22 protein-coding genes are annotated in these 19074 nt (G+C 69.3%); 2 read left to right on the top strand and 20 right to left on the bottom strand.

What is annotated here, in order from left to right; all coding sequences use genetic code 11:
- Positions 1 to 504, bottom strand: a 504-nt coding sequence (locus tag V7004_RS10320) for a hypothetical protein (protein ID WP_334143814.1), incomplete at its 3' end; no start/stop codon positions are given.
- A 25-nt stretch (positions 505 to 529) separates the two neighbouring features.
- Between V7004_RS10320 and V7004_RS10315 the strand changes: the two genes are divergently transcribed.
- Complete coding sequence (locus tag V7004_RS10315; protein WP_334143812.1) at positions 530 to 874, top strand: hypothetical protein; 345 nt, start codon at positions 530 to 532, stop codon at positions 872 to 874.
- Here V7004_RS10315 and V7004_RS10310 read toward each other — a convergent pair.
- From V7004_RS10310 to V7004_RS10290, 5 genes are all read right to left on the bottom strand, one after another.
- Positions 844 to 1404, bottom strand: coding sequence for a YqgE/AlgH family protein (locus V7004_RS10310; protein ID WP_334143811.1), 561 nt, complete (start codon positions 1402 to 1404; stop codon positions 844 to 846). The genes V7004_RS10315 and V7004_RS10310 overlap by 31 nt on opposite strands.
- Positions 1405 to 1548: 144 nt before the next feature.
- Positions 1549 to 1923: a thioredoxin gene (trxA, locus tag V7004_RS10305; protein ID WP_334143810.1), complete on the bottom strand. Its 375-nt coding sequence runs from the start codon at positions 1921 to 1923 to the stop codon at positions 1549 to 1551.
- Between the two features lie 129 nt (positions 1924 to 2052).
- Entirely contained in the window at positions 2053 to 2913 is an 861-nt protein-coding gene (locus V7004_RS10300) for a Bax inhibitor-1/YccA family protein (RefSeq protein WP_334143809.1), read from the bottom strand.
- Between the two features lie 26 nt (positions 2914 to 2939).
- A complete protein-coding gene (locus tag V7004_RS10295) occupies positions 2940 to 4121 on the bottom strand; it encodes an AI-2E family transporter (protein ID WP_334143808.1) in 1182 nt (393 codons plus the stop codon).
- Between the two features lie 4 nt (positions 4122 to 4125).
- Positions 4126 to 4503 (bottom strand): Rieske (2Fe-2S) protein, encoded by a 378-nt coding sequence (locus V7004_RS10290; RefSeq protein WP_334143806.1) that lies wholly within the window; start codon positions 4501 to 4503, stop codon positions 4126 to 4128.
- Positions 4504 to 4527: 24 nt separating this feature from the next.
- Here V7004_RS10290 and V7004_RS10285 point away from each other — a divergent pair, with 24 nt between their 5' ends.
- Positions 4528 to 5109: a thioredoxin family protein gene (locus V7004_RS10285; protein ID WP_334143804.1), complete on the top strand. Its 582-nt coding sequence runs from the start codon at positions 4528 to 4530 to the stop codon at positions 5107 to 5109.
- Here the strand turns inward: V7004_RS10285 and V7004_RS10280 are convergent.
- The 14 genes from V7004_RS10280 to V7004_RS10215 form a co-directional block, all read right to left on the bottom strand.
- A complete protein-coding gene (locus tag V7004_RS10280) occupies positions 5097 to 5639 on the bottom strand; it encodes an RDD family protein (RefSeq protein ID WP_334143803.1) in 543 nt (180 codons plus the stop codon). The genes V7004_RS10285 and V7004_RS10280 overlap by 13 nt on opposite strands.
- Positions 5632 to 6471: a hypothetical protein gene (locus tag V7004_RS10275; protein ID WP_334143802.1), complete on the bottom strand. Its 840-nt coding sequence runs from the start codon at positions 6469 to 6471 to the stop codon at positions 5632 to 5634. The genes V7004_RS10280 and V7004_RS10275 overlap by 8 nt, the downstream gene beginning before the upstream one ends.
- Before the next feature lie 4 nt (positions 6472 to 6475).
- Positions 6476 to 7360, bottom strand: coding sequence for a crotonase/enoyl-CoA hydratase family protein (locus tag V7004_RS10270; protein ID WP_334143801.1), 885 nt, complete (start codon positions 7358 to 7360; stop codon positions 6476 to 6478).
- 52 nt (positions 7361 to 7412) lie between these two features.
- Positions 7413 to 8615 carry a peptidoglycan DD-metalloendopeptidase family protein gene (locus V7004_RS10265; protein WP_334143799.1) on the bottom strand — a complete coding sequence of 401 codons (1203 nt, stop codon included), beginning with the start codon at positions 8613 to 8615 and terminating at the stop codon, positions 7413 to 7415.
- A 16-nt stretch (positions 8616 to 8631) separates the two neighbouring features.
- Positions 8632 to 9525 carry a cell division protein FtsX gene (locus V7004_RS10260; RefSeq protein ID WP_334143797.1) on the bottom strand — a complete coding sequence of 298 codons (894 nt, stop codon included), beginning with the start codon at positions 9523 to 9525 and terminating at the stop codon, positions 8632 to 8634.
- A gap of 6 nt (positions 9526 to 9531) precedes the next feature.
- On the bottom strand, positions 9532 to 10209 hold the full coding sequence (ftsE, locus tag V7004_RS10255; RefSeq protein ID WP_334143795.1) for a cell division ATP-binding protein FtsE: 678 nt from the start codon (positions 10207 to 10209) through the stop codon (positions 9532 to 9534).
- Positions 10210 to 10373: 164 nt separating this feature from the next.
- The gene (gene prfB / locus V7004_RS10250) at positions 10374 to 11492 is read right to left on the bottom strand and encodes a peptide chain release factor 2 (protein WP_334143792.1); all 1119 of its coding nucleotides are present in this window, start codon (positions 11490 to 11492) and stop codon (positions 10374 to 10376) included.
- 22 nt (positions 11493 to 11514) lie between these two features.
- Complete coding sequence (secA, locus tag V7004_RS10245) at positions 11515 to 14235, bottom strand: preprotein translocase subunit SecA (protein WP_334143791.1); 2721 nt, start codon at positions 14233 to 14235, stop codon at positions 11515 to 11517.
- Positions 14236 to 14282: 47 nt separating this feature from the next.
- A complete protein-coding gene (locus V7004_RS10240) occupies positions 14283 to 14939 on the bottom strand; it encodes a response regulator transcription factor (protein WP_334143789.1) in 657 nt (218 codons plus the stop codon).
- An 83-nt stretch (positions 14940 to 15022) separates the two neighbouring features.
- A complete protein-coding gene (locus tag V7004_RS10235) occupies positions 15023 to 15292 on the bottom strand; it encodes a hypothetical protein (RefSeq protein ID WP_334143788.1) in 270 nt (89 codons plus the stop codon).
- 33 nt (positions 15293 to 15325) lie between these two features.
- The gene (locus V7004_RS10230; protein WP_334143787.1) at positions 15326 to 16003 is read right to left on the bottom strand and encodes a ComF family protein; all 678 of its coding nucleotides are present in this window, start codon (positions 16001 to 16003) and stop codon (positions 15326 to 15328) included.
- Positions 16004 to 16141: 138 nt separating this feature from the next.
- Positions 16142 to 16981: an SDR family NAD(P)-dependent oxidoreductase gene (locus V7004_RS10225; RefSeq protein ID WP_334143786.1), complete on the bottom strand. Its 840-nt coding sequence runs from the start codon at positions 16979 to 16981 to the stop codon at positions 16142 to 16144.
- 42 nt (positions 16982 to 17023) lie between these two features.
- Positions 17024 to 18499, bottom strand: coding sequence for an adenosylhomocysteinase (gene ahcY / locus V7004_RS10220; RefSeq protein WP_334143785.1), 1476 nt, complete (start codon positions 18497 to 18499; stop codon positions 17024 to 17026).
- Positions 18500 to 18679: 180 nt separating this feature from the next.
- The coding region (locus V7004_RS10215; RefSeq protein ID WP_334143784.1) for an SIS domain-containing protein at positions 18680 to 19074 on the bottom strand (395 nt) is incomplete at its 5' end.

The raw sequence follows: 19074 nt of genomic DNA, 5'->3' as shown, positions 1-19074 counted from the left end.
GTGGGGGCTCATCAGGGCCCCGACCAGCAGCACGGTCGGCTCGACGACCCAGTCCTCCTCGTAGGCGACCGCGAGCCGGCCGTCCGGGTGGGCGATCTCGACATCGACTCGGAGCACGGGCGTGTCGTCGCACGGCGACCCGACCCGCCGGCGCACGAGCAGCCCGCCCGCGTAGCTCGCCTCCCATGCCGCGTAGCCGCACCCGAACCGGGCGCGCCGCCGCATCGGCACCTCGCCCACCACCCCCCACCGGCTCGACGGGCCGGTGAGACGCACCATTCCCCGGCTCGTGGCCCACAGGGTGACCCATCCTCCGGCGTGCGCGGTGGCCGTGAGCCCGGCGTTGCCGATCTGGTGCCAGCAGGCGGCGAGCCCGCCGGGCGGCAGCACCCCGTCCGGTATGGCCGGGCCACCGACCAGATAGGTGGGCGAGCCGTCCGCGTCGCGCGCCCAGCGCCCGAACGCGCCGCCGTCGACGTTGCCGCCCCGGAGCACGCCGGTCACCCTAACGGCCTACGCTCCAGCGGTGATGTCTCCGATCGCTCGCGCCGTCGTGGTCGCCGTCGTGGCGGCGTCCGCGATGTGGGCGACGGGTGGAGCGCAGCTCACGTGGGCCTCGTCACCCGCCTCCGCCGCCACGGCCGCCGCGGATCAGCAGGCGCCACCGTCCTCCACCCCGCCGCGCGATCTCGATCCCGAACGGCTCCAGCGACCGGCCGAGCACGACTCGACGCCCGGGCGAGCCACCGGGCTTCCCCTCGCGCTCGCCACCGTGGTGATCCTCGTGGTGGTGGTCACGATGGTCCTGCGGGCCCGCGGTGCTCGCCAGCCGCCGCCGTCGGGTCAGTTGAGGGACGGGTCGGGCGGGCAGTAGCTCAACAGCGTCAGGTCGCCGCCCTGACGGCGGAGCACGTCCCGCCAGAGCTCGCCCGGATGGTCGCAGAGGATGTCATCGGGGTGGGCGTCGACCACGATCCACGCGCCGGCTGCCAGCTCGTGCTCGAGCTGTCGGGGGCCCCATCCGGCGTAGCCCGCGAACACCCGGACCGCCTCGATGGTCTCGTCGACGTCGTGCGGATCACGCGAGAGGTCGAACGTGCCGATCGACCCGAGGATGGGATCGAAGCCGTCGCCGCCCGCCTGCACCGGCCGGCGCTGCGCCAACCCGATCGCCGCTCCCTGCTCCACGGGACCACCGACGAACACGACCCGTGGTGAAGCTGCCAGACCCTCCCACTCGGGCAACGGGTCGAGCAGCGCCACGTCGGTGGGCCGATTGAGCACCAAGCCCAGGGCGCCTTGCTCGTTGTGCTCGAGCAGGAGCACCACGGTGCGGTGGAAGTTCAGGTCGCCGATGACAGGTGTGGCGACGAGCAGACGTCCTCGGTGGGACGTACCGGTCATGAGCAGATGATGGCACGACGGCAACGTCGCGTCAGGCACCCTCCTGATGCCCGGGGAGATACCGGGGGAGACAGGAGAGGTCGGCCGGCGCCGGTACTGGTGGCGGGAGTGGGAGGGAGACCCTTACCGACGCCGGCCGAGACCTCAGGCGCCGGCCGCTGCCCGTTCGGCTGCGATCTGGCGCCGGACCTCATCCATGTCGATTTCGCTTGCCTGTCGCACCAAGTCCTCGAGTGCGTCTTCACCGATCGCTCCCGGCTGGCTGTAGAGCACCACCTGGTCACGGATGATCATGAGCGTCGGGATCGACCGAATGCCGAACGCCTCGGCGAGCTCATGTTCGGTCTCGGTGTCGACCTTTCCGAACACGATACCGGGATGGTTCGCGGAAACCTTCTCGTAGACGGGAGCGAACATCCGGCACGGGCCGCACCAGGACGCCCAGAAGTCGATCAACACCGTCGAGTTGTCCCGCACCGTCGCTTCGAAGGTGTCCTTGGTCAGCGCGACCGTCGCCATGTGGCACTCCTTGTGGTTGGCTCGAGAGGTCGATCTCCGTGAGAGCGGAGGATAGGTACCCCACGGGGTATCAACCGAGGAGTGGCCGGGATCATTCCCGGCCCCGGTCACGCTGGTCGCCCGGACCGGTCAGTCCTGGCGGAGGAGGGCCAGCAGCCGCAGCATCTCCAGATACAGCCAGACCAGGGTCACCGTGATGCCGAAGGCGCCGTACCACTCCATGTACTTCGGCGCGCCGGCCTTGGTCGCCTGCTCGATGAACGCGAAGTCGATCGCCAGGTTGAGCGCAGCCACGATGCAGATCACCACCGAGATGCCGATGCCGAGCACGGTCGGCTGACGCCAGAACACGATGTCGGCGCCGAAGATCGACGCGATCCACGTCACCAGGTACAGCACGAAGATCCCCGCCGTCGCCCCGACCACAACCATCACGAAGCGCTGGGTGACCTTGATGATCCGGGTGGCGTAGAGGACGAACATCGCCCCGAGTGCTGCCAGCGTCGCCCCCACCGCCTGCACGACGATGCCGTCGTACTGCAGGTCGTACATATGGGAGATGGCGCCGATCGAGAAGCCGAACCCCAGGGCGTACAGCGGGGCGAGGAACCGGGCCAGTTGGGGCTTGGCCACCGTCACGAACGCGACCACCACCGCGGCGATCATCGGCCAGAAGACCCAGCCCGGATAGTCAGTGACGATGTCGGTGACGACCGTCCCGTCGGGCAGGGTCCGGTCCACCGCAACCTGGGTGACCTGGACCCAGCCGACCCACCCGGTGAGCAGGATGCACAGGAACAGCACGCCGGTCGCGGTCAGGGTGCCGCCGACGGTCATCGTGGGTGCCCCCGCCATGGGCGGTGCCATCGGCTCCCGCACGCCCCCGGAGGCGTAGCCCGCCGCGGTGGCCGCCCGTGGTGCAGCCCAGCCCGGCTGGTCGTCGGAGAGCTCCTTCTGCCAGCGTTCAGGAGTGAGAACCGGGTTCGCCATGTCGACGTCGCTCCTCGTGCGTCTGCTCAGCGCCCATCTTCGCGCGGCCTCCCCCTAGTGAACCGGGCGCGGGACCGTTTGGGGCGCGGTTCGGCCGTCATCCTGCTCTCGATCACCTCGTGCCGGGCGATGTAGGCGCTGCCCAGGGCTTGGAGCACCGCCGCGGCCGGGAGGGCCAGCAGCGCCCCGACACCCCCGAAGAGCGCGGCCCCGGCGATCACCGTCCCGAACGCCACCGCGGGGTGCAACTGCATGGTCCGGGACGTGATCCGGGGGGCGAACACGTAGTTCTCGACCTGCTGGTACACGACCACGATGCCGAGCACCCACAGCGCCTCGAGGGGATCAGCGGCCAACGCCACCAGCACCGGCACCGCACCGGCGATGTAGGTGCCGATCGTGGGCACGAACTGGGAGATGATGCCGACGAACAGCGCCAGCGCCAGGGCGTAGTTCACCCCGACCAGCTCGAACGCGACCCAGTGGAAGAGGGTGGACAACCCGGCCAGCAGGGCCCGCGAGTAGAGGTAGCCGCCGGTCTTGTCGATGGCGATCTCCCAGGTCTCCAGGACCCGCTGCTGACGAGCCGGTGGCAGGAACGAGCACACGGACCGCCGGAACTTGGGCCCGTCGGCCACCAGGTAGAAGGTGAACAGGCCGATCGTGAGCAACCGGAACAGCGCGGCCAGCGCGCTCATCCCGATGCCGAGCGCGTTCCCTGCCAGCCGGGTGGCGAACCCACGGACCGGCCCGTCTTCGCGGGTCAGCTCCTCGCGGAGCTGGTCCACGGAGATGTTCGCCCCGAAGTGGTCGTTGACGAAGTCGGCCACGTTCTGGGCGTACTCGTCACTCTGGTCGATGAACTGCGAGACCTGATCGACGACCACCGCCCCGATGGCGAAGAGGAACACGGCCAGGAAGACCAGCAGCCCCAGGAAGGAGGCGCCGGTCGCCCACCCGCGACGCCAGCCGCGGTGCTGCAACCAGTTGACCGCGGGCTCCAGGGCGAACGACACGAACAGGGCCACCAACAGGTCGAGGAGCAGGGTCTGGAGTCGGTCGAGGAGCCATTCGACGACCAGGAGGCTGCCGAGGCCCACCATGAACAAGGCGATGGCCCGGGGCACCCACGGCGGCATGCGTTCCGGTGCCGGTGCCGGTGGCTCTCGGCCCCCGGCGCTCAGCGGCTGGTCCACGAGGTCGGACACCACCTCAACGTGCCACGCCATCCTCCGCCTGCGGTGGACCCTCGAGCTGAGCGGTGCCCACCATCACCTCCACCACCCCGTCGCGCTCCCGGCTGGGGTGGACCCTGATGTCCGCCTTCCGATCGCGTCGGCCGAGAACCGTGACCTTGGTGCCGCAGCCCTCCCGATCGAAACGCCAGAAGTGCGCCGTGCACACCAGCTCGTCCCCCTCGACCCGACCCTCGGCCCCGAGGGGCGACCACTGATGGGGACAACGGGCATCCATCACGCAGATCACCCCCGAGCGCCCTCGCCACAGGACCACCTCGCGGCCGTCCACGGTGATCTCGACCACCGCACCCGACTCGACGGTCTCGGAGCGGCACAGCGGCGTCCACTCCATGAGCTGCACCGTAGAGTGGGGCGCATGGTCTCGGTCAACTCGACCATGCTGCCACTCGGCACCGAAGCACCGGCCTTCGACCTGCCGGATCCCGCCGGCGGCGGGCGGGTCTCGCTCGACCAGCTCGGCGAGGCACCGGCCCTGCTGGTCATCTTCCTCAGCAACCACTGCCCGTACGTGAAGCACATCGCGACGCAGCTGGGAGCGCTCACCCGCCGCTGGATCGCCCGCGGCGTCGCGGTGGTGGGCATCAACAGCAACGACGTGAACGCCTACCCCGACGATGCTCCCGAGCAGATGGTGACCTTCGCCCGCCAGGCCGGTTGGGACTTCCCCTACCTGTTCGACGAGGACCAGTCCGTGGCCAAGGCGTACCGGGCCGCGTGCACCCCGGACTTCTTCCTGTTCGATGGCGATCGGCGACTGGTCTACCGCGGCCAGTTCGACGGCAGCCGGCCAGGCAATGACCGGCCGGTGACCGGCGCCGACCTCGAGGCGGCGGTGGAGGCGGTGCTGAGCGGCCGGCCCGTGCCGGAGGATCAGCATCCCAGCCTGGGCTGCAACATCAAATGGAAGCCGGGCAACGAGCCCGACTACTTCGGCTGAGGCCGCACCGTTCTCCCCGGGCCGATCCCCACCCGGAGGTCGGACCGCTTCCGTGACCGGTCGTAGATCACCTGGGTGCCAGCCACCCGATCGTGGATCGCGAGGCGGCTGGCGCTGAGCAGGAGCCACACCGGTCCGACCACGAACAGGGTGAGGAACATCACCCAGGTGCGCAGGAGCGAACGGACGAGCCCCACCCGGAACCTGCGCCGTCCCACCACCCTGACCCCCATCACCGCCTGGCCGACCGTACGACCCACGGCGTACCAGGACCCGGCGAAGTAGCACCACGTCCAGGCGGCAGAGATCGACACCTCGAGCCCGTTCGGCAGCTCGGGATACTGCGGCTGCTCGAATCGCACCAAGCCGATGAGCACACCGATACCCCACATGATCCCGGGATAGCCGGCCACGACCACCAGGAAGTCGATGAGGAACGCCGCCGCCCGGGTGACGAACCCGGCTCGCCGACCCTGCAGGGAGTCGAGATCCGTTCCCGGCCCGAGCCGCTCAGACACCAGGTCAGTCATCGCGGGGCGCTCCACCTACGTCTCTGGATGGTCCGGCATCGTCGAAGGCGGCCACCGGCGACGCACCGGCCCTCCGGCGGAGCACCTTGGCCACCACTCGCTCCACCACGGCATCGGCCGAAGCGGTGCGAGCGCGGACCTGCTCGACGACGTCCTCGGTGATGCCCCCGGTCGCCTCCAGCACCACGCTCGACAGCTGCAGCTCGCCGACCACCTCGTTGACCAGGGCGGGCAGGTCGAGATCGGCAAGCACCCGCTTCACGATCGGGTCCAGGTCCAGCTCCGCCATGACCCGCTGCACCAGGGCAGGCAGGTCCAGCTCGCTCAGTACCCGGTCGATGATCGGCTCGAGGTCGACCTCGCCCAACACGAATGGGACCGCCATCTCCACCGTGGCCTCGCCCGTGCGCCCAGCCAGCTCTCGAGCCGCCTGCTCCTCGAGCAGGCCCGCCTGGTAGGCACGATCGAGTCGATCGGCGACCCGCCGCACGGCGGGCTCGGCGATCGGCGACCCGAGGAGCCACCCGAGGGTGGGCAGCACGACCTTCGCCGAAGCGTCGGCCACCCGGGCGGCGCGGCGCTGCGTCTCGAACGCGAGCCCCACCGCGACCCGGCGGGCAGCGACCCAGGCTGACGGCCCAAGCGGGCGCGCCCCCGTTGCCTGCTCGGCGGTCGCGCTCCGGAGCACCGCGGCCACACCGTCACCGACGAGGAGCACCGCCCCGAGCACGACCCGGCTCGCCCGCTCGACGGCCTCGCCGACCTCGGGGAGTTGTGGCGGCGGCCGGAGAGCGGGAAGCAGGGAAGGCTCGGGCGACCGCTCGCCGTTCACGGCGTCACTCGTACTCGGGCTCGTGCCACCACGGGTACCACTCTGGCATGTCGGTCGAAGGACGCATCGTCCAGGTAGCAGGTCGCTTCTCCAGGAATGCCATGACTCCTTCGCGAGCATCGATCGAGCGGCCGGTCGAGTAGACGCCCCGGGAGTCGAGCCGGTGGGCCACCATCGGATGGTCCGCGCCGAGCATCCGCCAGAGCATCTGCCGGGTCAGCGCGACCGACACCGGCGCCGCGTTGGTGGCGATCTCCTCGGCCAGCGCGCGGGCCGCGGGCAGCAGATCGTCCTTCGGGTGCAGGCTGCGGATCAGGCCGCCCCGCAGCCCCTCCTCGGCGGGAAACACCCGGGCGGTCATGGTCCACTCCAGGGCCTGGCTGATGCCCACGACGCGGGGCAGGAACCAGCTCGACGCGGCCTCCGGGACGATGCCTCGACCGGCGAAGACGAAACCGAGCTTGGCGTCATCCGCCGCCAGCCGGACGTCCATGGGCAGCGTCATGGTCGCCCCGATGCCCACCGCCGCTCCGTTGATGGCCGCGATGACCGGCTTGATCATCTGGAAGATCCGCAGGGTGAGCAACCCGCCGAAGTCCCGGGGGTAGGGATTGCCCTCCGGCGTGGGAGAAGCGCCGCCCGTCGCCTCCGCCACCGCGTCGGCGTCGAACGTCTCGCCGCCCCCGGCGAGATCCGCGCCGGCGCAGAACCCCTTTCCCGCACCCGTCACGATCACGGCTCGCACGCCGTCGTCCGCGTCAGCGAGGTCCAGCGCGGCCACCATCTCCTGCTGCATCGTGATCGTGAAGGCGTTGAGCCGTTCCGGCCGGTTCATGGTGATGGTGGCCACCGGCCCGTCGACGTCGTAGAGAATCTGGGCGAAGTCCATGCCCGATGCTCGCACGAACCCGAGCTGCCCGGCAGGCCGACCGCCAGCGAGGTCAGTCCGGTGACCTCGACAGGTACGGCGTCCCGTCGACGGGGAGGCCGAGCACCCGCACCTCCCAGTGGCAGTGCGGGCCCGTCGAGAGGCCGGTGCTGCCGACCGCACCGATGACGTCACCACGGGCCACGACGTCGCCCACCTTCACATCGAGGGAGCTCATGTGCCCGTACAGGGTGGCGAGCTGGTTGCCGTGGTCGATCACCACCGTGAGCCCGTAACCACCCCGCTCCTCCGCCAGCACCACCACGCCGTCGGCGGATGCCCTCATCGGCTCCCCTTGCGCGCCGTCGATATCGAGGCCAGTGTGCATTCGTTCCACCCCGAGCACCGGGTGCATCCGCATGCCGTAGCCGGACACCACCCGGCCTCCCTTCACCGGGTTGAGGAAGATGCCGAAGGTGCTGAGCGCAGGGATCTGGTCCTGCTGGCGGCGAGCCAGCAGGTCGCGGATCGAGTCCGACTGGGTCGCCAGCTCGGCGTACCGCAGCTCGTACATCCTCCGCTTGAGCTCCAGTTCGCCGGAGAGTCGCTGCGCCTCCGCTGCGGCCGCCTCGGCCTGGGCTTGTGCGTCCACACGCTCCTGGCGCTGTCGCTCGAGCTGGGCGACGCGGTCGGCCACGTCGTCGCGGGCCGCCTTCGCCTCGAGGCGATGCTGCTCGGCTTCGTCGCTCAGCCGGTCGACCTCCTCACGCAGGCTCGTGAACCGCTCCACGAGCTGCTTGCGATCGATGACGACCGCCGAGGCGTAGACCTGGCCCTTGGCGAGCGCGTCGAGGCCTTCCTCGCTCCTCAACGCCGCCGACAAGCTGGCGTAGGGTGCGGACCCACCGTCGATGTACGCGGCCACGGCCTGGGCCTGGAAACGGCGCTTCTCCTCCGCCAACCGGCGCTCCGTCGCCTCCAGCCGGGCTCGGGTTTCCAGGGCGCGGGCCTCGGCTGCGGCCAGCGCCTCCTGGGCCATCTGCAACCCGGACTGCATCGAGGCGATGTCCGCGTCGAGGGCCCGGACCTGCTCGGCGAGGGCGAACTGCCGGAGCACCGCGGCCTCGTAGTCATTGCGGGCCTTGGCCTCCTCCGCGAGCACCTCTTCGTACTCGCCGTGCACCTGCGACTGGTCCTGCGCGTGCACCGCCCCCACGTCGCCGACCGCCAGGGCTGCCAGGAGTAGGAGGGCGGCGACCAGTCGGGTGCCTCGCACGGCGGCCGCCTCAGTCTCAGACGTCGAGGAAACGGGTGACCGCCACACCGGCGCCGATGGTACCGATGAGGCAACCGACCGCGCCGATGATCACGTAGATCCAGAACGCCTCGACGTTGCTCGTCGTCAGCGCACTGAACAGCGGGAACTGGTCCTCAGGCAGCCAGCTTTCGAAGAAGGGCCGGAAGAGCACGAGCATGATGATGGCCATGGCGGCACCGGCGACCCCTTGGACGAGACCCTCCACCATGAACGGGACCCGGATGAACCAGTTGGTGGCCCCTACGAGCTTCTGCACCTCGATCTCGCGCCGTCGAGCGAACATCGCCATGCGGATGGTGTTGAGGATGAGCAGGAGCGCGGCCCCGAGCAGGATGAACGCCACGATCGCCATGCCGATGGTCAGGCGACTCGAGAGCTGCTGGATGAGCCGGATCGTGTCGCTCGCGAACACCACCTTGAGCACGCCCGGCCGCTGCTGGAACTGGTTGCCCAGGGCCTGGACCACGTCGGCGTCTTTCGTGACCGGCTCGACCCGGAACGACGACGGCAGGATCTCGGGCGTGACGCTGTCGACCAGCTCGGGAGAATCGGAGAACAGCCGCTTGAACTCGTCATAGGCCGCGTTCTTGTCCACGAAGGAGACCTTCTGCACCTCGGGGCTGCTTTCGAGGTCGGCCTGTACGGATGCGATCTGTTCCGGTGTGGCGTCGGCGTGCATGAACACCACGAACTCGACGCCCTCCTGCCAACGCTCGGTGGCGTTGCGGACACCCTGACTGACCATGAGGGAGAACCCGACCAGGAACAGCGAGACCATCACGGTCAGGATCGAGGCGATGGTGATCGTGATGTTCCGGGCGAGGTTGCTGCCCGTCTCGCGGACGACGTAATCGAGCTTGATGGCCATGGGTTCCTACTCGTAGACGCCGCGCACCTGGTCGCGGACGATCGAACCTCGGTCGAGCTCGATGACCCGGCGGCGCATCGTGTCGACGATGCCTCGGTCGTGGGTGGCCATAACCACCGTGGTGCCGGTCTTGTTGATGCGATCGAGCAGGCGCATGATGCCGACCGAGGTCGCCGGGTCGAGGTTGCCGGTGGGCTCGTCGGCCAACAGGACCAGGGGGCGGTTGACGAACGCCCGGGCGATCGACACCCGCTGCTGCTCACCGCCGGACAGCTCGTGGGGGAACCGGGACGCCTTGTCGCCCAACCCGACCAGCTCGAGGATCGCTGGCACCTGCGTGCGGATGACGTTGCGGGGGCGGCCGATCACCTCCAGCGCGAACGCCACGTTCTCGAAGACGGTCTTGTTCGACAGGAGCTTGAAGTCCTGGAACACGCAGCCGATGTTGCGGCGGAGGAAGGGGACCTTCCACTGGGACAGGTCCCCGATGTCCTTGCCGGCGACGTAGATGCGACCCGATTCGGGGATCTCCTCCCGGTTGAGCAGGCGGATGAAGGTCGACTTGCCCGAGCCGGAGGCGCCCACCAGGAAGACGAACTCGCCCTTCTGGATCTCGAGGGTGGCGTCGCGCAGTGCGACGACGTTGCCCTTGTAGGTCTTGGTGACGTGCTCGAGTCTGATCATGTTGCGATCACGTTACAGCGGGCTCTGGAGTGGACTGGCGCACCCTCCGCCCTGGCGAGCACCGGCCCGCCAGCGTAGACGCGCCCGGACCCCCGGTGGTGACAGCCCCCGGCTGGGCTGGTCGTCCGGCCGGAGCCGAGCCCGACCGGCGCCCCGAGCTCCCCCTACTCGCCGGCAGGCTCCGCGGCGGAGCGCTCCCAACGAAGGTAGGCCTCCATCAGCCCGTCGAGGTCGCCGTCGAGCACCCCCTCCACGTTGCCGACCTCGAAGCCCGACCGGAGATCCTTCACCTGTTGGTACGGGTGCAGCACGTACGAGCGGATCTGGCTCCCCCACTCGACCTTCTTCTGCTCGCCTGAGAGCGCGGCCAGCTCGGCCTCCCGCTCCGCCCGCTGCAGATCGGCGAGCTTGGCCTTCAGGATCTGCATGGCCCGCTCTTTGTTCTGGTGCTGGCTGCGCTCGTTCTGGCACGAGGTCACGATGCCGGTGGGCAGGTGGGTGATCCGTACGGCCGAGTCGGTCACGTTCACGTGCTGGCCGCCGGCTCCCGACGAACGGTAGGTGTCGATACGGAGATCCTTGTCGTCGATCTCGATCTCGGTGTCTTGTTCCTCCATGAACGGGATCACCGCCACCGAGGCGAACGCCGTGTGGCGCCGAGCATTGGCATCGAACGGCGAGATGCGCACCAGACGGTGCACACCGCGCTCCGAGCGCATGAGGCCATAGGCATAGCGCCCGTGCACGATGAAGGTGGCCGAGGTGATGCCCGCTTCCTGCCCGGCCTGCACCTCATCGAGCTCGACCGTGAAGCCGCGCTTCTCAGCCCACCGCAGGTACATGCGCAACAGCATCTCGGCCCAGTCCTGCGAATCGGTCCCCCCGGCGCCGGAATGGACCTCGCACACCGCGTCGCGCTCGTCGTACTCACCGGTGAACAGCGCCCGGAGCTCGAGCTCGTCCAACCGGCTCGCCAGATCGGCGATCGCCGCGGCGATCTCGGGCTCGACCGAGTCGTCTCCCTCCTCCCGCCCCAGCTCGAAGAGCGTCTCGGCGTCGTCCAGCCGCCTGCGCAACCCTTCGTAGAGGTCGAGGTCGTCGGTGACGGCCGCGAGCTCGCTGGTGACCTTGCGGGCCGTCTCGGGATCGTCCCAGAGGTCTGGTCGGGACGCCTCGGTCTCGAGCTGGGGCCGGACGCGCTCGAGCTCGTCGATCCGCAGGTAGCCGTGTGCCTGCTCCAGCCGCCGGCGGAGGGACGCGAGATCGTCGCTGAAATCCTTCATCGGGCTCACCTGACCTGGCCGCTCAGCGGCCGTGGCACAGCTTGAACTTCTTGCCCGAACCGCACGGGCACGGCGCGTTGCGCGGGGTCTTGTCCCACTCGCTCTTGACGACGGGCTGCTGGGTGACCTCCTGGACTGCCTCCGGCGGTGGCTCCCCGCCTTCGGCGAGCGCCTGAGCCCGGGCCGCGGCCGCCAGGTTGTTCCCCGCTTCGGAAGGATCCGACGGCGCGCTGTACTGCACGTCGCGCACCGCGGGCTCGGCCTGCGGTTGCTGCGCCACCGAGACCTGTGCGTGCATCACGTACTTCACGAAGTCCTGCGCGATCGACTGCATCATCGCCCCGAACATCTCGAAGCCCTCACGCTGCCACTCGACCAGCGGGTCCTTCTGACCCATCGCCCGCAGGTTGATGCCCTCCTGCAGGTAGTCCATCTCGTAGAGATGCTCACGCCAGCGCTGGTCGATGATGCGCAGCATCACCTGGCGCTCGACCTCCCGCATGGTCTCCACCCCGAGCTCGGCCTCACGAGCCTCGTAGCAGGCGAGCGCCTCGCCCATCAACCGCTCGTAGAGGTCGTCGGTGGTGGCGAGCTGGCGCAGCTCCTCGGCCGTCACCTTCGTCGGCCAGAACGTGGCGACCTCGGGGATGAGACCGTCGAGATCCCACTCTTCGACGTAGTCGCTCACGCAGTAGGTGCCGATGATGCCCTCAACAGCCTCCGCCAGGTACTCGAGGGCTTCGTCGCGCAGATCGGCCGCGTCGAGGATCTGGTCGCGGCGTTTGTAGATGACCTTGCGCTGCTCGTTCATCACCTCGTCGTACTTGAGGACGTTCTTGCGGATCTCGGCGTTGCGCTGCTCGACGGTGTTCTGCGCCCGCTCGATGGCCTTCGTGACCATCTTCGCCTCGATGGGAACGTCGTCGGGCAGGGCCTTGCCCATCACCCAGGCCATGGCCCCGGTGGCGAACAGGCGCATCAGGTCGTCCTCGAGGGAGAGGTAGAAGCGGCTCTCGCCCGGGTCCCCCTGGCGGCCGGACCGGCCCCGGAGCTGGTTGTCGATCCGGCGGCTCTCGTGCCGCTCGGTACCGAGCACGTACAGGCCGCCGAGCTCACGGACCTGATCACCCTCGGCCTTGCACTCCGGCTCGTACTTGGCCGTGAGCTCCTGGATCCGGGCCCGACCCTCCTCGGACTCGGGGTCGAGACCTTCGGCCACGACGTCACGCTTCGCCAGGCCCTCCGGGTTGCCGCCGAGGAGGATGTCGACGCCGCGGCCCGCCATGTTGGTAGCCACCGTCACCGCGTGGAGGCGGCCGGCCTGGGCGATGATCTCCGCCTCCCGGAAGTGCTGCTTGGCGTTGAGCACCTCGTGGGGGACCCCGCGCTTGGCCAGCAGGCGGGAGAGCTTCTCGGACTTCTCCACCGAGATCGTGCCCACCAGCACGGGTTGGCCGATCTCGTGGCGCTCGACGATGTCCTCGACCACCGCGGCGAACTTCGCGTCCTCGGTCTTGTAGATGAGATCGGGTTGGTCGATGCGGATCATCGGCCGGTGGGTGGGGATGGGCACGACCTGCAGCTCGTAGGTGTTGGCGAGCTCCGCGGCGTCGCTCTGCGCGGTGCCCGTCATGCCGGCGAGCTTCTCGTACATGCGGAAGTAGTTCTGGAGAGTGACCGTCGCCAGGGTCTGGTTCTCCTCCTTGATCCTCACCCCTTCTTTGGCCTCGATGGCCTGGTGGAGACCCTCGGACCAGCGACGCCCCTCCAGGATGCGGCCGGTGAACTCATCGACGATCTTCACCTCGCCGTGCTGGACCACGTAGTCCTTGTCACGCTTGAACAGCTCCTTGGCCTTGAGCGCCGCTTGGAGCTGGTGGACGAGGTTCTGCGAGATCCCGTCGTACATGTTCTCGACGCCGAGGGCCTTCTCGACCGCCTCCACGCCCTCGTCAGTCGGCGCGACCGTGCGCTTCTCCTCGTCGACCTCGTAGTGCACGTCGCGCTTGAGGCCGCGGACGATGCTCGCGAACTGGTAGTAGAGCTTGGCGGCATCGGCCACCCGGCCGGAGATGATCAGCGGAGTGCGAGCCTCGTCGATCAGGATGGAGTCGACCTCGTCGACGATGGCGTAGACGTGCCCTCGCTGCACCTGGTCGGCTCGGGTCATGGCCATGTTGTCCCGGAGGTAGTCGAAGCCGAACTCGTTGTTGGTGCCGTAGGTGATGTCGCACGCGTACTGGGCGCGCTTGTGGTCGGCGTCGTACTGACCCGGGATGATCAACCCGACGCTGAGCCCGAGAAAGCGGTGCACCTGGCCCATCCACTCCGAGTCGCGGGTGGCGAGGTAGTCGTTCACCGTAATGACGTGGACTCCCCTACGGTTGAGCGCATTCAGGTAGACAGGGAGGGTGGAGACCAGGGTTTTGCCCTCGCCGGTCTTCATCTCCGCCACCCAGCCGAAGTGCAACGCCGCGCCGCCCATCAGCTGAACGTCGTAGTGCCGTTGGCCGATCACCCGGGTCGCGGCCTCGCGCACCACCGCGAACGCCTCGATGAGCAGGTCGTCGAGATCCGCGCCGTTGTCGAGACGCAGACGGAACTCGTCCGTCTTGGCCCGCAGCTCCGCGTCAGAGAGCGCCCGGAGCTCGGGTTCCAGCGCGTTGATGTCGGGCACCAGCGCCTGCAGGGCCCGCAGCTTCCTGCCCTCGCCGGCCCGCAAGAGCTTGTCGAATACGCCCATGAGACGACCGAGTCTACCGGTGGGTGCCGGGTCCGGCAGCCGGGGCGTCAACCGCTGTCGGTCGAGGGTACGTGCATTGCATGCAGGACCGCCTCGGCCCTGGCATGGTGTTGGAGCTTCACCAGTGCATTCCGCACCAGGTTGGCAGCAGTCGGCGCGCCCACGGCCAGGGCGTCGCTCGCCCCGATGAGCGAGGCTCCGTCGGCCAGGCGCTCCAGCACCTGCCGCTCGGGCCTCTCGAGTGTGGGCGGGGGGAGATCGTCCTGGATCGAGCCGGCGTGGCGGTCGAGGCGCTCGTACTCGGCGAGCACCGCAGCGGCAGCCTGAGGGGTCAGGACCGGTCGCCCGCGCACGAGCGCTTCCACCACGGCGGCGCATCGCGCGGTCGCGGCCTCCCAGGGGACGAAGCCGGTGACCCCGGCCCGGGCCAACCGCGCCAACTCCGGGCCGTCGTCGGGCCCGACGACGATCAGCACCTCCACCACGGGAGCCACCTCCCGCAGGGAGACCGCGGCCCGCCTGCCTCCTATCGGGGGGAGACGCATGGTGAGCACGGCGACGTCAGGGATCAGCTCGGCCGTGCGACGCAGGCCGGTGTCAGCGTCCGCCGCCTCGCCGATCACCTCGATGTCGGGATGCCGCTCGAGCGCGACGATGAGCTGCCGCCTGAACAGCGGCGACTCGTCCAGCACGAGCACCCGCATGGCACGGTCGTGCCACTTCGATCTGATCCCGGCGAGGATGGCCCGACCCTACCGATCCGTGTCCGACCCGCTGCGGCGACTCCTCAGCGCAGGCGGTCGCACACCAGCCGCCCGACCATGCGCCGGGCCAGGTCGTCAGCCGTGGGCTGCTCGCCGGCCTCCAACCTCTGACGGGCCTGCTCCAGGCGATCGACCCGGACCGGCGGGGACTCGGCGAGAACCTCGAACACCGCAGCGGGGACGTCCTCGATCCGCCGCTCGGGATCGGCCGCAACCGGCGCGGGCGCTTCGGTGTACCCGCCCCGCAGCGCCTCGAGTGACCGCTCGACCTGAACCTGGGTGGGCTGCATCATCCGCCTCGTTGTGGAAGATCACCACGTTGTCATTCACCCACTTCTTCGGCCGCTCGCCGGCCACACTTGAGCGCGCCCAGGCCTCCTGGACACCCGTCCCGCCCGCTCGACGGCAGCGGACCCGGTTCGCGCGGTACGAGCCAGCGCGAGCCCGTGGACCGCCGTGGCGCCCTCACGCTGCAACGCCGCGGCGGCCCGGGACAGCGTGCTCCCCGTTGTCACCACGTCGTCGACCACGAGGACCCGCAGCCCGACCACCGACCGAGCCGTGAACGACGGCCCTCTGAGCCGCTCGAGCACGCCCTTGCCGGTCTGTGGATGCCCCGGGAGCCGGTCGAGCAGCCGGCGGCACGGCCGTCGCAACGCCGAAGCCACCGCCCCGGCGAGCAGCCGCGCCTGATCGAAGCCCCGATCCCTGCGCCTGCTCTCCGTGGTGGGAGCCCAGGTCACCACGTCGACCGCCGACGGATCAGCGAGCATCGCCAGCGGCCCGGCGATGCGATCCAGCACGTCGCGGTGGTTGCGGTACTTGAGCGCGGTGACAAGCAGGCGCCCCGTGCCCTCGTAGGCGATCAGCGCCCGGCACGACTCGAGGCCGGCAGGCGCCGGCGCCTCGGCCGCCGGGAGGAGCTCGGACGCACAGCGGGAGCACGGCGACGGACCGGGCGACCGGCACACCCCGCAGGTCGGTGGCAGCAGCAACGAGAGCACGGCCGGACCTTACGGCGGGAGTGGGACACCTTCCCCGCGGTCCACGCCCTGCTCGATCGCTTCCACGGCGACCCGGACGGCCGTCGGGCGCGCCCCGCGTCAGGTTCGCCGTGGAGGGCGGTGAGCGAAGGTCTTCGGTCAGGGCATCAACAGAGGCGGCACACCGCCGTCGAGGATCGCCCGCATGCGAGCTTCGACCGCGGCGAGGCTCTCAGGGTGGGTCACGACGTAGAACCGCTTGCTGCGCACCGCATCGGTGACCATCTGGGCCACCTCGCTCGGGTCCTTGCCGGTCGCGATCACCTCCCGCAGGACCTCGCGTAAATCTGGCGCCCCCGGCCCGTCGGCGGGTCGCTCGACCTGCAGGTGCGCGGGGCGGCTGCGCTCCGAATCGGCGATGTTGGTGCGGACCCACGCGGGGCACAGCACCGAGATGCCCACCTGCGATCCCTGCATCGCCAGCTCGTGGTAGGCGCACTCCGAGATCGCCACGACCGCGTACTTCGTCGCGCAGTAGGGCGCCATGAAGGGGGTGGCAAAGAGCCCGGCGACCGACGCGGTGTTGACGATGTGCCCCTCGTCCTGCTCGAGCAGCACGGGGAGGAAGACCCGCATGCCGTGGATGACACCCCAGAGGTTCACCCCCAGCGCCCACTCCCAGTCCTTCACGTCGAGGCCCGTGATCTGGCCCCCGATGCCGACCCCGGCGTTGTTGCAGACCAGGTGGACGGCACCGAAGGCCTCGAGGGCGGTATCCAGCAGCGCCTCGACGTCGCCGCCATCGGAGACGTCCGTGCGCACCCCGATCACCTCCGCACCGGCGGACCGCAGCTCGTCCGCGGCGGCTCGCATGCCGGGCTCATCGACATCCGCGAGGACCAGCTTCATGCCCTCGGCCCCGAAGCGCTTCGCCAACCCCAGCCCGATCCCCGACGCCGCGCCGGTCACCACCGCGACCTTGCCCCGCAGCTCCTCCATCGTGGTCCTCCCTGGTCGTGAGCCGGGCGACCGGCCCGATGGTCAGTAACGGTAGTGATCGGGCTTGAACGGGCCCTCGGGCGCCACGCCGAGGTAGGCGGCCTGTTCTTCGGTGAGCGTCGTGAGCTTCACGCCGAGGGCGTCCAGGTGCAGCCGGGCGACCTTCTCGTCGAGGTGCTTGGGCAGCGTGTACACCTTGCGCTCGTAGAAGTCCGTGTGGGTGTACAGCTCGATCTGGGCGATGACCTGGTTCGAGAAGCTGTTGGACATCACGAAGCTCGGGTGCCCGGTCGCGCACCCCAGGTTCAGCAGCCGTCCCTCGGCCAGGATGATCACCGAGTGACCGTCGGGGAACACGTACTCGTCCACCTGCGGCTTGATGTTGACCCGCCGTACGTCGGACAGGCGCTTCAGCCCAGCCATGTCGATCTCGTTGTCGAAGTGGCCGATGTTCCCGACGATCGCCTGGTGCTTCATCCGAGCCATGTGCTCGGCGGTGATCACATCCTTGCAACCGGTTGCGGTGATGAAGATGTCAGCTTCGTCGAGAACCTCCTCGAGGCGCGTGACCTGATAGCCCTCCATGGCGGCCTGCAGGGCGCAGATCGGGTCGACCTCCGTCACGATCACCCGAGCCCCCTGGCCGCGTAGCGAGGCCGCGCAGCCCTTGCCGACGTCCCCGTAGCCGCAGACCACCGCCACCTTCCCGCCGATCATGACGTCGGTGGCCCGATTGATGCCGTCGATCAGCGAGTGGCGGCACCCGTAGAGGTTGTCGAACTTCGACTTGGTGACCGAGTCGTTGACGTTGATCGCGGGGAACAAGAGCTGGTTGAGCTCCTGCATCTGGTAGAGACGGTGGACACCGGTGGTCGTCTCTTCGGTGACGCCCTTGATGCCCGCCGCGATCCGGTGCCAGAGCTGCGGGTCCTCCGCCAACGTGCGACGGAGGAGTCCGAGGACCACCGCCCACTCCTCGCTGTCGTCGTCGGAGGGCTCGGGGACCTTGCCCGCCCGCTCGAACTCGACGCCCTTGTGCACCAGTAAGGTGGCGTCCCCACCGTCGTCGAGGATCATGTTCGGTCCCCCCGGCGCGCCGTCGTCACCGGCCGGCCAGCGCAAGGCCTGCTCGGTGCACCACCAGTACTCCTCGAGGGTCTCACCCTTCCAGGCATACACCGGGACCCCTCTCGGGTCGTCGGGCGTGCCGTCGGGCCCGACCACGACCGCGGCCGCCGCATGGTCCTGCGTCGAGAAGATGTTGCAGCTCGCCCAGCGGACCTGCGCCCCGAGTGCGGTGAGGGTCTCGATGAGCACCGCGGTCTGCACGGTCATGTGCAGCGACCCCGTGATGCGAGCGCCGCGCAGTGGCTGGGCGTCGGCGTACTCGGCTCGCAACGCCATGAGACCGGGCATCTCGTGCTCGGCCAGCTGGATCTCCTTCCGACCGAACGCGGCCAGGGCCAGATCGGCGACGCGGAAGTCCTTGGCGTCGGTGAACGCGGTGGTGATGGTCATGGGGTCTCCCGGGCTCGAGTCGAACGCGAGGCGAGCACGAGATCGCGCCCGCCATGACCACGCCGGCGGACGGAACCGTGACTCTCCACGGGCTGGGGTCTTCTGACACCGATCACGACAGCCCGGGAAACGGAGTGTAGTCGTGCCGCGCCGTCGTGCCGGCCCGACGCTCGAGCGGCGTCAGCCGCGGTCCGCGAGGCGTTCCTTGATCAGGTCCAGTACGGGCACCGGGCCGGGGTCGACGTCGGCGAGGGCGGCGAGATGCAGGCTGACGAAGTCCCCGATGAGGACGAGGTCCAGGAGCTGCGCGAGCGCGCCCTCACCTCGGGCCTCCACCACCTCGATCGCAGCCACGACTTCCTCCACGAACTCGTTGACCAGATCAAAGCGGCGCATCACCTGCGGGTGCTCGTAGTCGTGCCGGAGCTCGATCAGCCGGAAGACCTGGCGAGTGACGTCGCCGTGTTGGCCCCACCCGCACAGCTCGTTGTGGCACAGCTCGGGGAGCTGGTTCCAGAAGGCCGGGACCTTGGCGTTCTCGTTGAACTGATTCTTCCACCGCAGCGCGGCCAGCC

This window comes from Rhabdothermincola sp., assembly GCF_036846205.1.
In the GTDB taxonomy this organism is placed as follows: Bacteria; Actinomycetota; Acidimicrobiia; order Acidimicrobiales; family Acidimicrobilacustridaceae; genus Rhabdothermincola.
The sequence above is the reverse complement of the archived record's forward strand: the minus strand, read 5'-3'. Positions and strand labels throughout refer to the sequence as shown.

Coding starts and splice junctions, on each gene's coding strand:
- V7004_RS10315 (WP_334143812.1), top strand. CDS start 530: ATGTCTCCGATCGCTCGCGCCGTCGTGGTCGCCGTCGTGGCGGCGTCC.
- V7004_RS10310 (WP_334143811.1), bottom strand. CDS start 1,404: ATGACCGGTACGTCCCACCGAGGACGTCTGCTCGTCGCCACACCTGTC.
- trxA (WP_334143810.1), bottom strand. CDS start 1,923: ATGGCGACGGTCGCGCTGACCAAGGACACCTTCGAAGCGACGGTGCGG.
- V7004_RS10300 (WP_334143809.1), bottom strand. CDS start 2,913: ATGGCGAACCCGGTTCTCACTCCTGAACGCTGGCAGAAGGAGCTCTCC.
- V7004_RS10290 (WP_334143806.1), bottom strand. CDS start 4,503: ATGGAGTGGACGCCGCTGTGCCGCTCCGAGACCGTCGAGTCGGGTGCG.
- V7004_RS10285 (WP_334143804.1), top strand. CDS start 4,528: ATGGTCTCGGTCAACTCGACCATGCTGCCACTCGGCACCGAAGCACCG.
- V7004_RS10280 (WP_334143803.1), bottom strand. CDS start 5,639: ATGACTGACCTGGTGTCTGAGCGGCTCGGGCCGGGAACGGATCTCGAC.
- V7004_RS10270 (WP_334143801.1), bottom strand. CDS start 7,360: ATGGACTTCGCCCAGATTCTCTACGACGTCGACGGGCCGGTGGCCACC.
- V7004_RS10260 (WP_334143797.1), bottom strand. CDS start 9,525: ATGGCCATCAAGCTCGATTACGTCGTCCGCGAGACGGGCAGCAACCTC.
- ftsE (WP_334143795.1), bottom strand. CDS start 10,209: ATGATCAGACTCGAGCACGTCACCAAGACCTACAAGGGCAACGTCGTC.
- prfB (WP_334143792.1), bottom strand. CDS start 11,492: ATGAAGGATTTCAGCGACGATCTCGCGTCCCTCCGCCGGCGGCTGGAG.
- secA (WP_334143791.1), bottom strand. CDS start 14,235: ATGGGCGTATTCGACAAGCTCTTGCGGGCCGGCGAGGGCAGGAAGCTG.
- V7004_RS10240 (WP_334143789.1), bottom strand. CDS start 14,939: ATGCGGGTGCTCGTGCTGGACGAGTCGCCGCTGTTCAGGCGGCAGCTC.
- V7004_RS10235 (WP_334143788.1), bottom strand. CDS start 15,292: ATGATGCAGCCCACCCAGGTTCAGGTCGAGCGGTCACTCGAGGCGCTG.
- V7004_RS10225 (WP_334143786.1), bottom strand. CDS start 16,981: ATGGAGGAGCTGCGGGGCAAGGTCGCGGTGGTGACCGGCGCGGCGTCG.
- ahcY (WP_334143785.1), bottom strand. CDS start 18,499: ATGACCATCACCACCGCGTTCACCGACGCCAAGGACTTCCGCGTCGCC.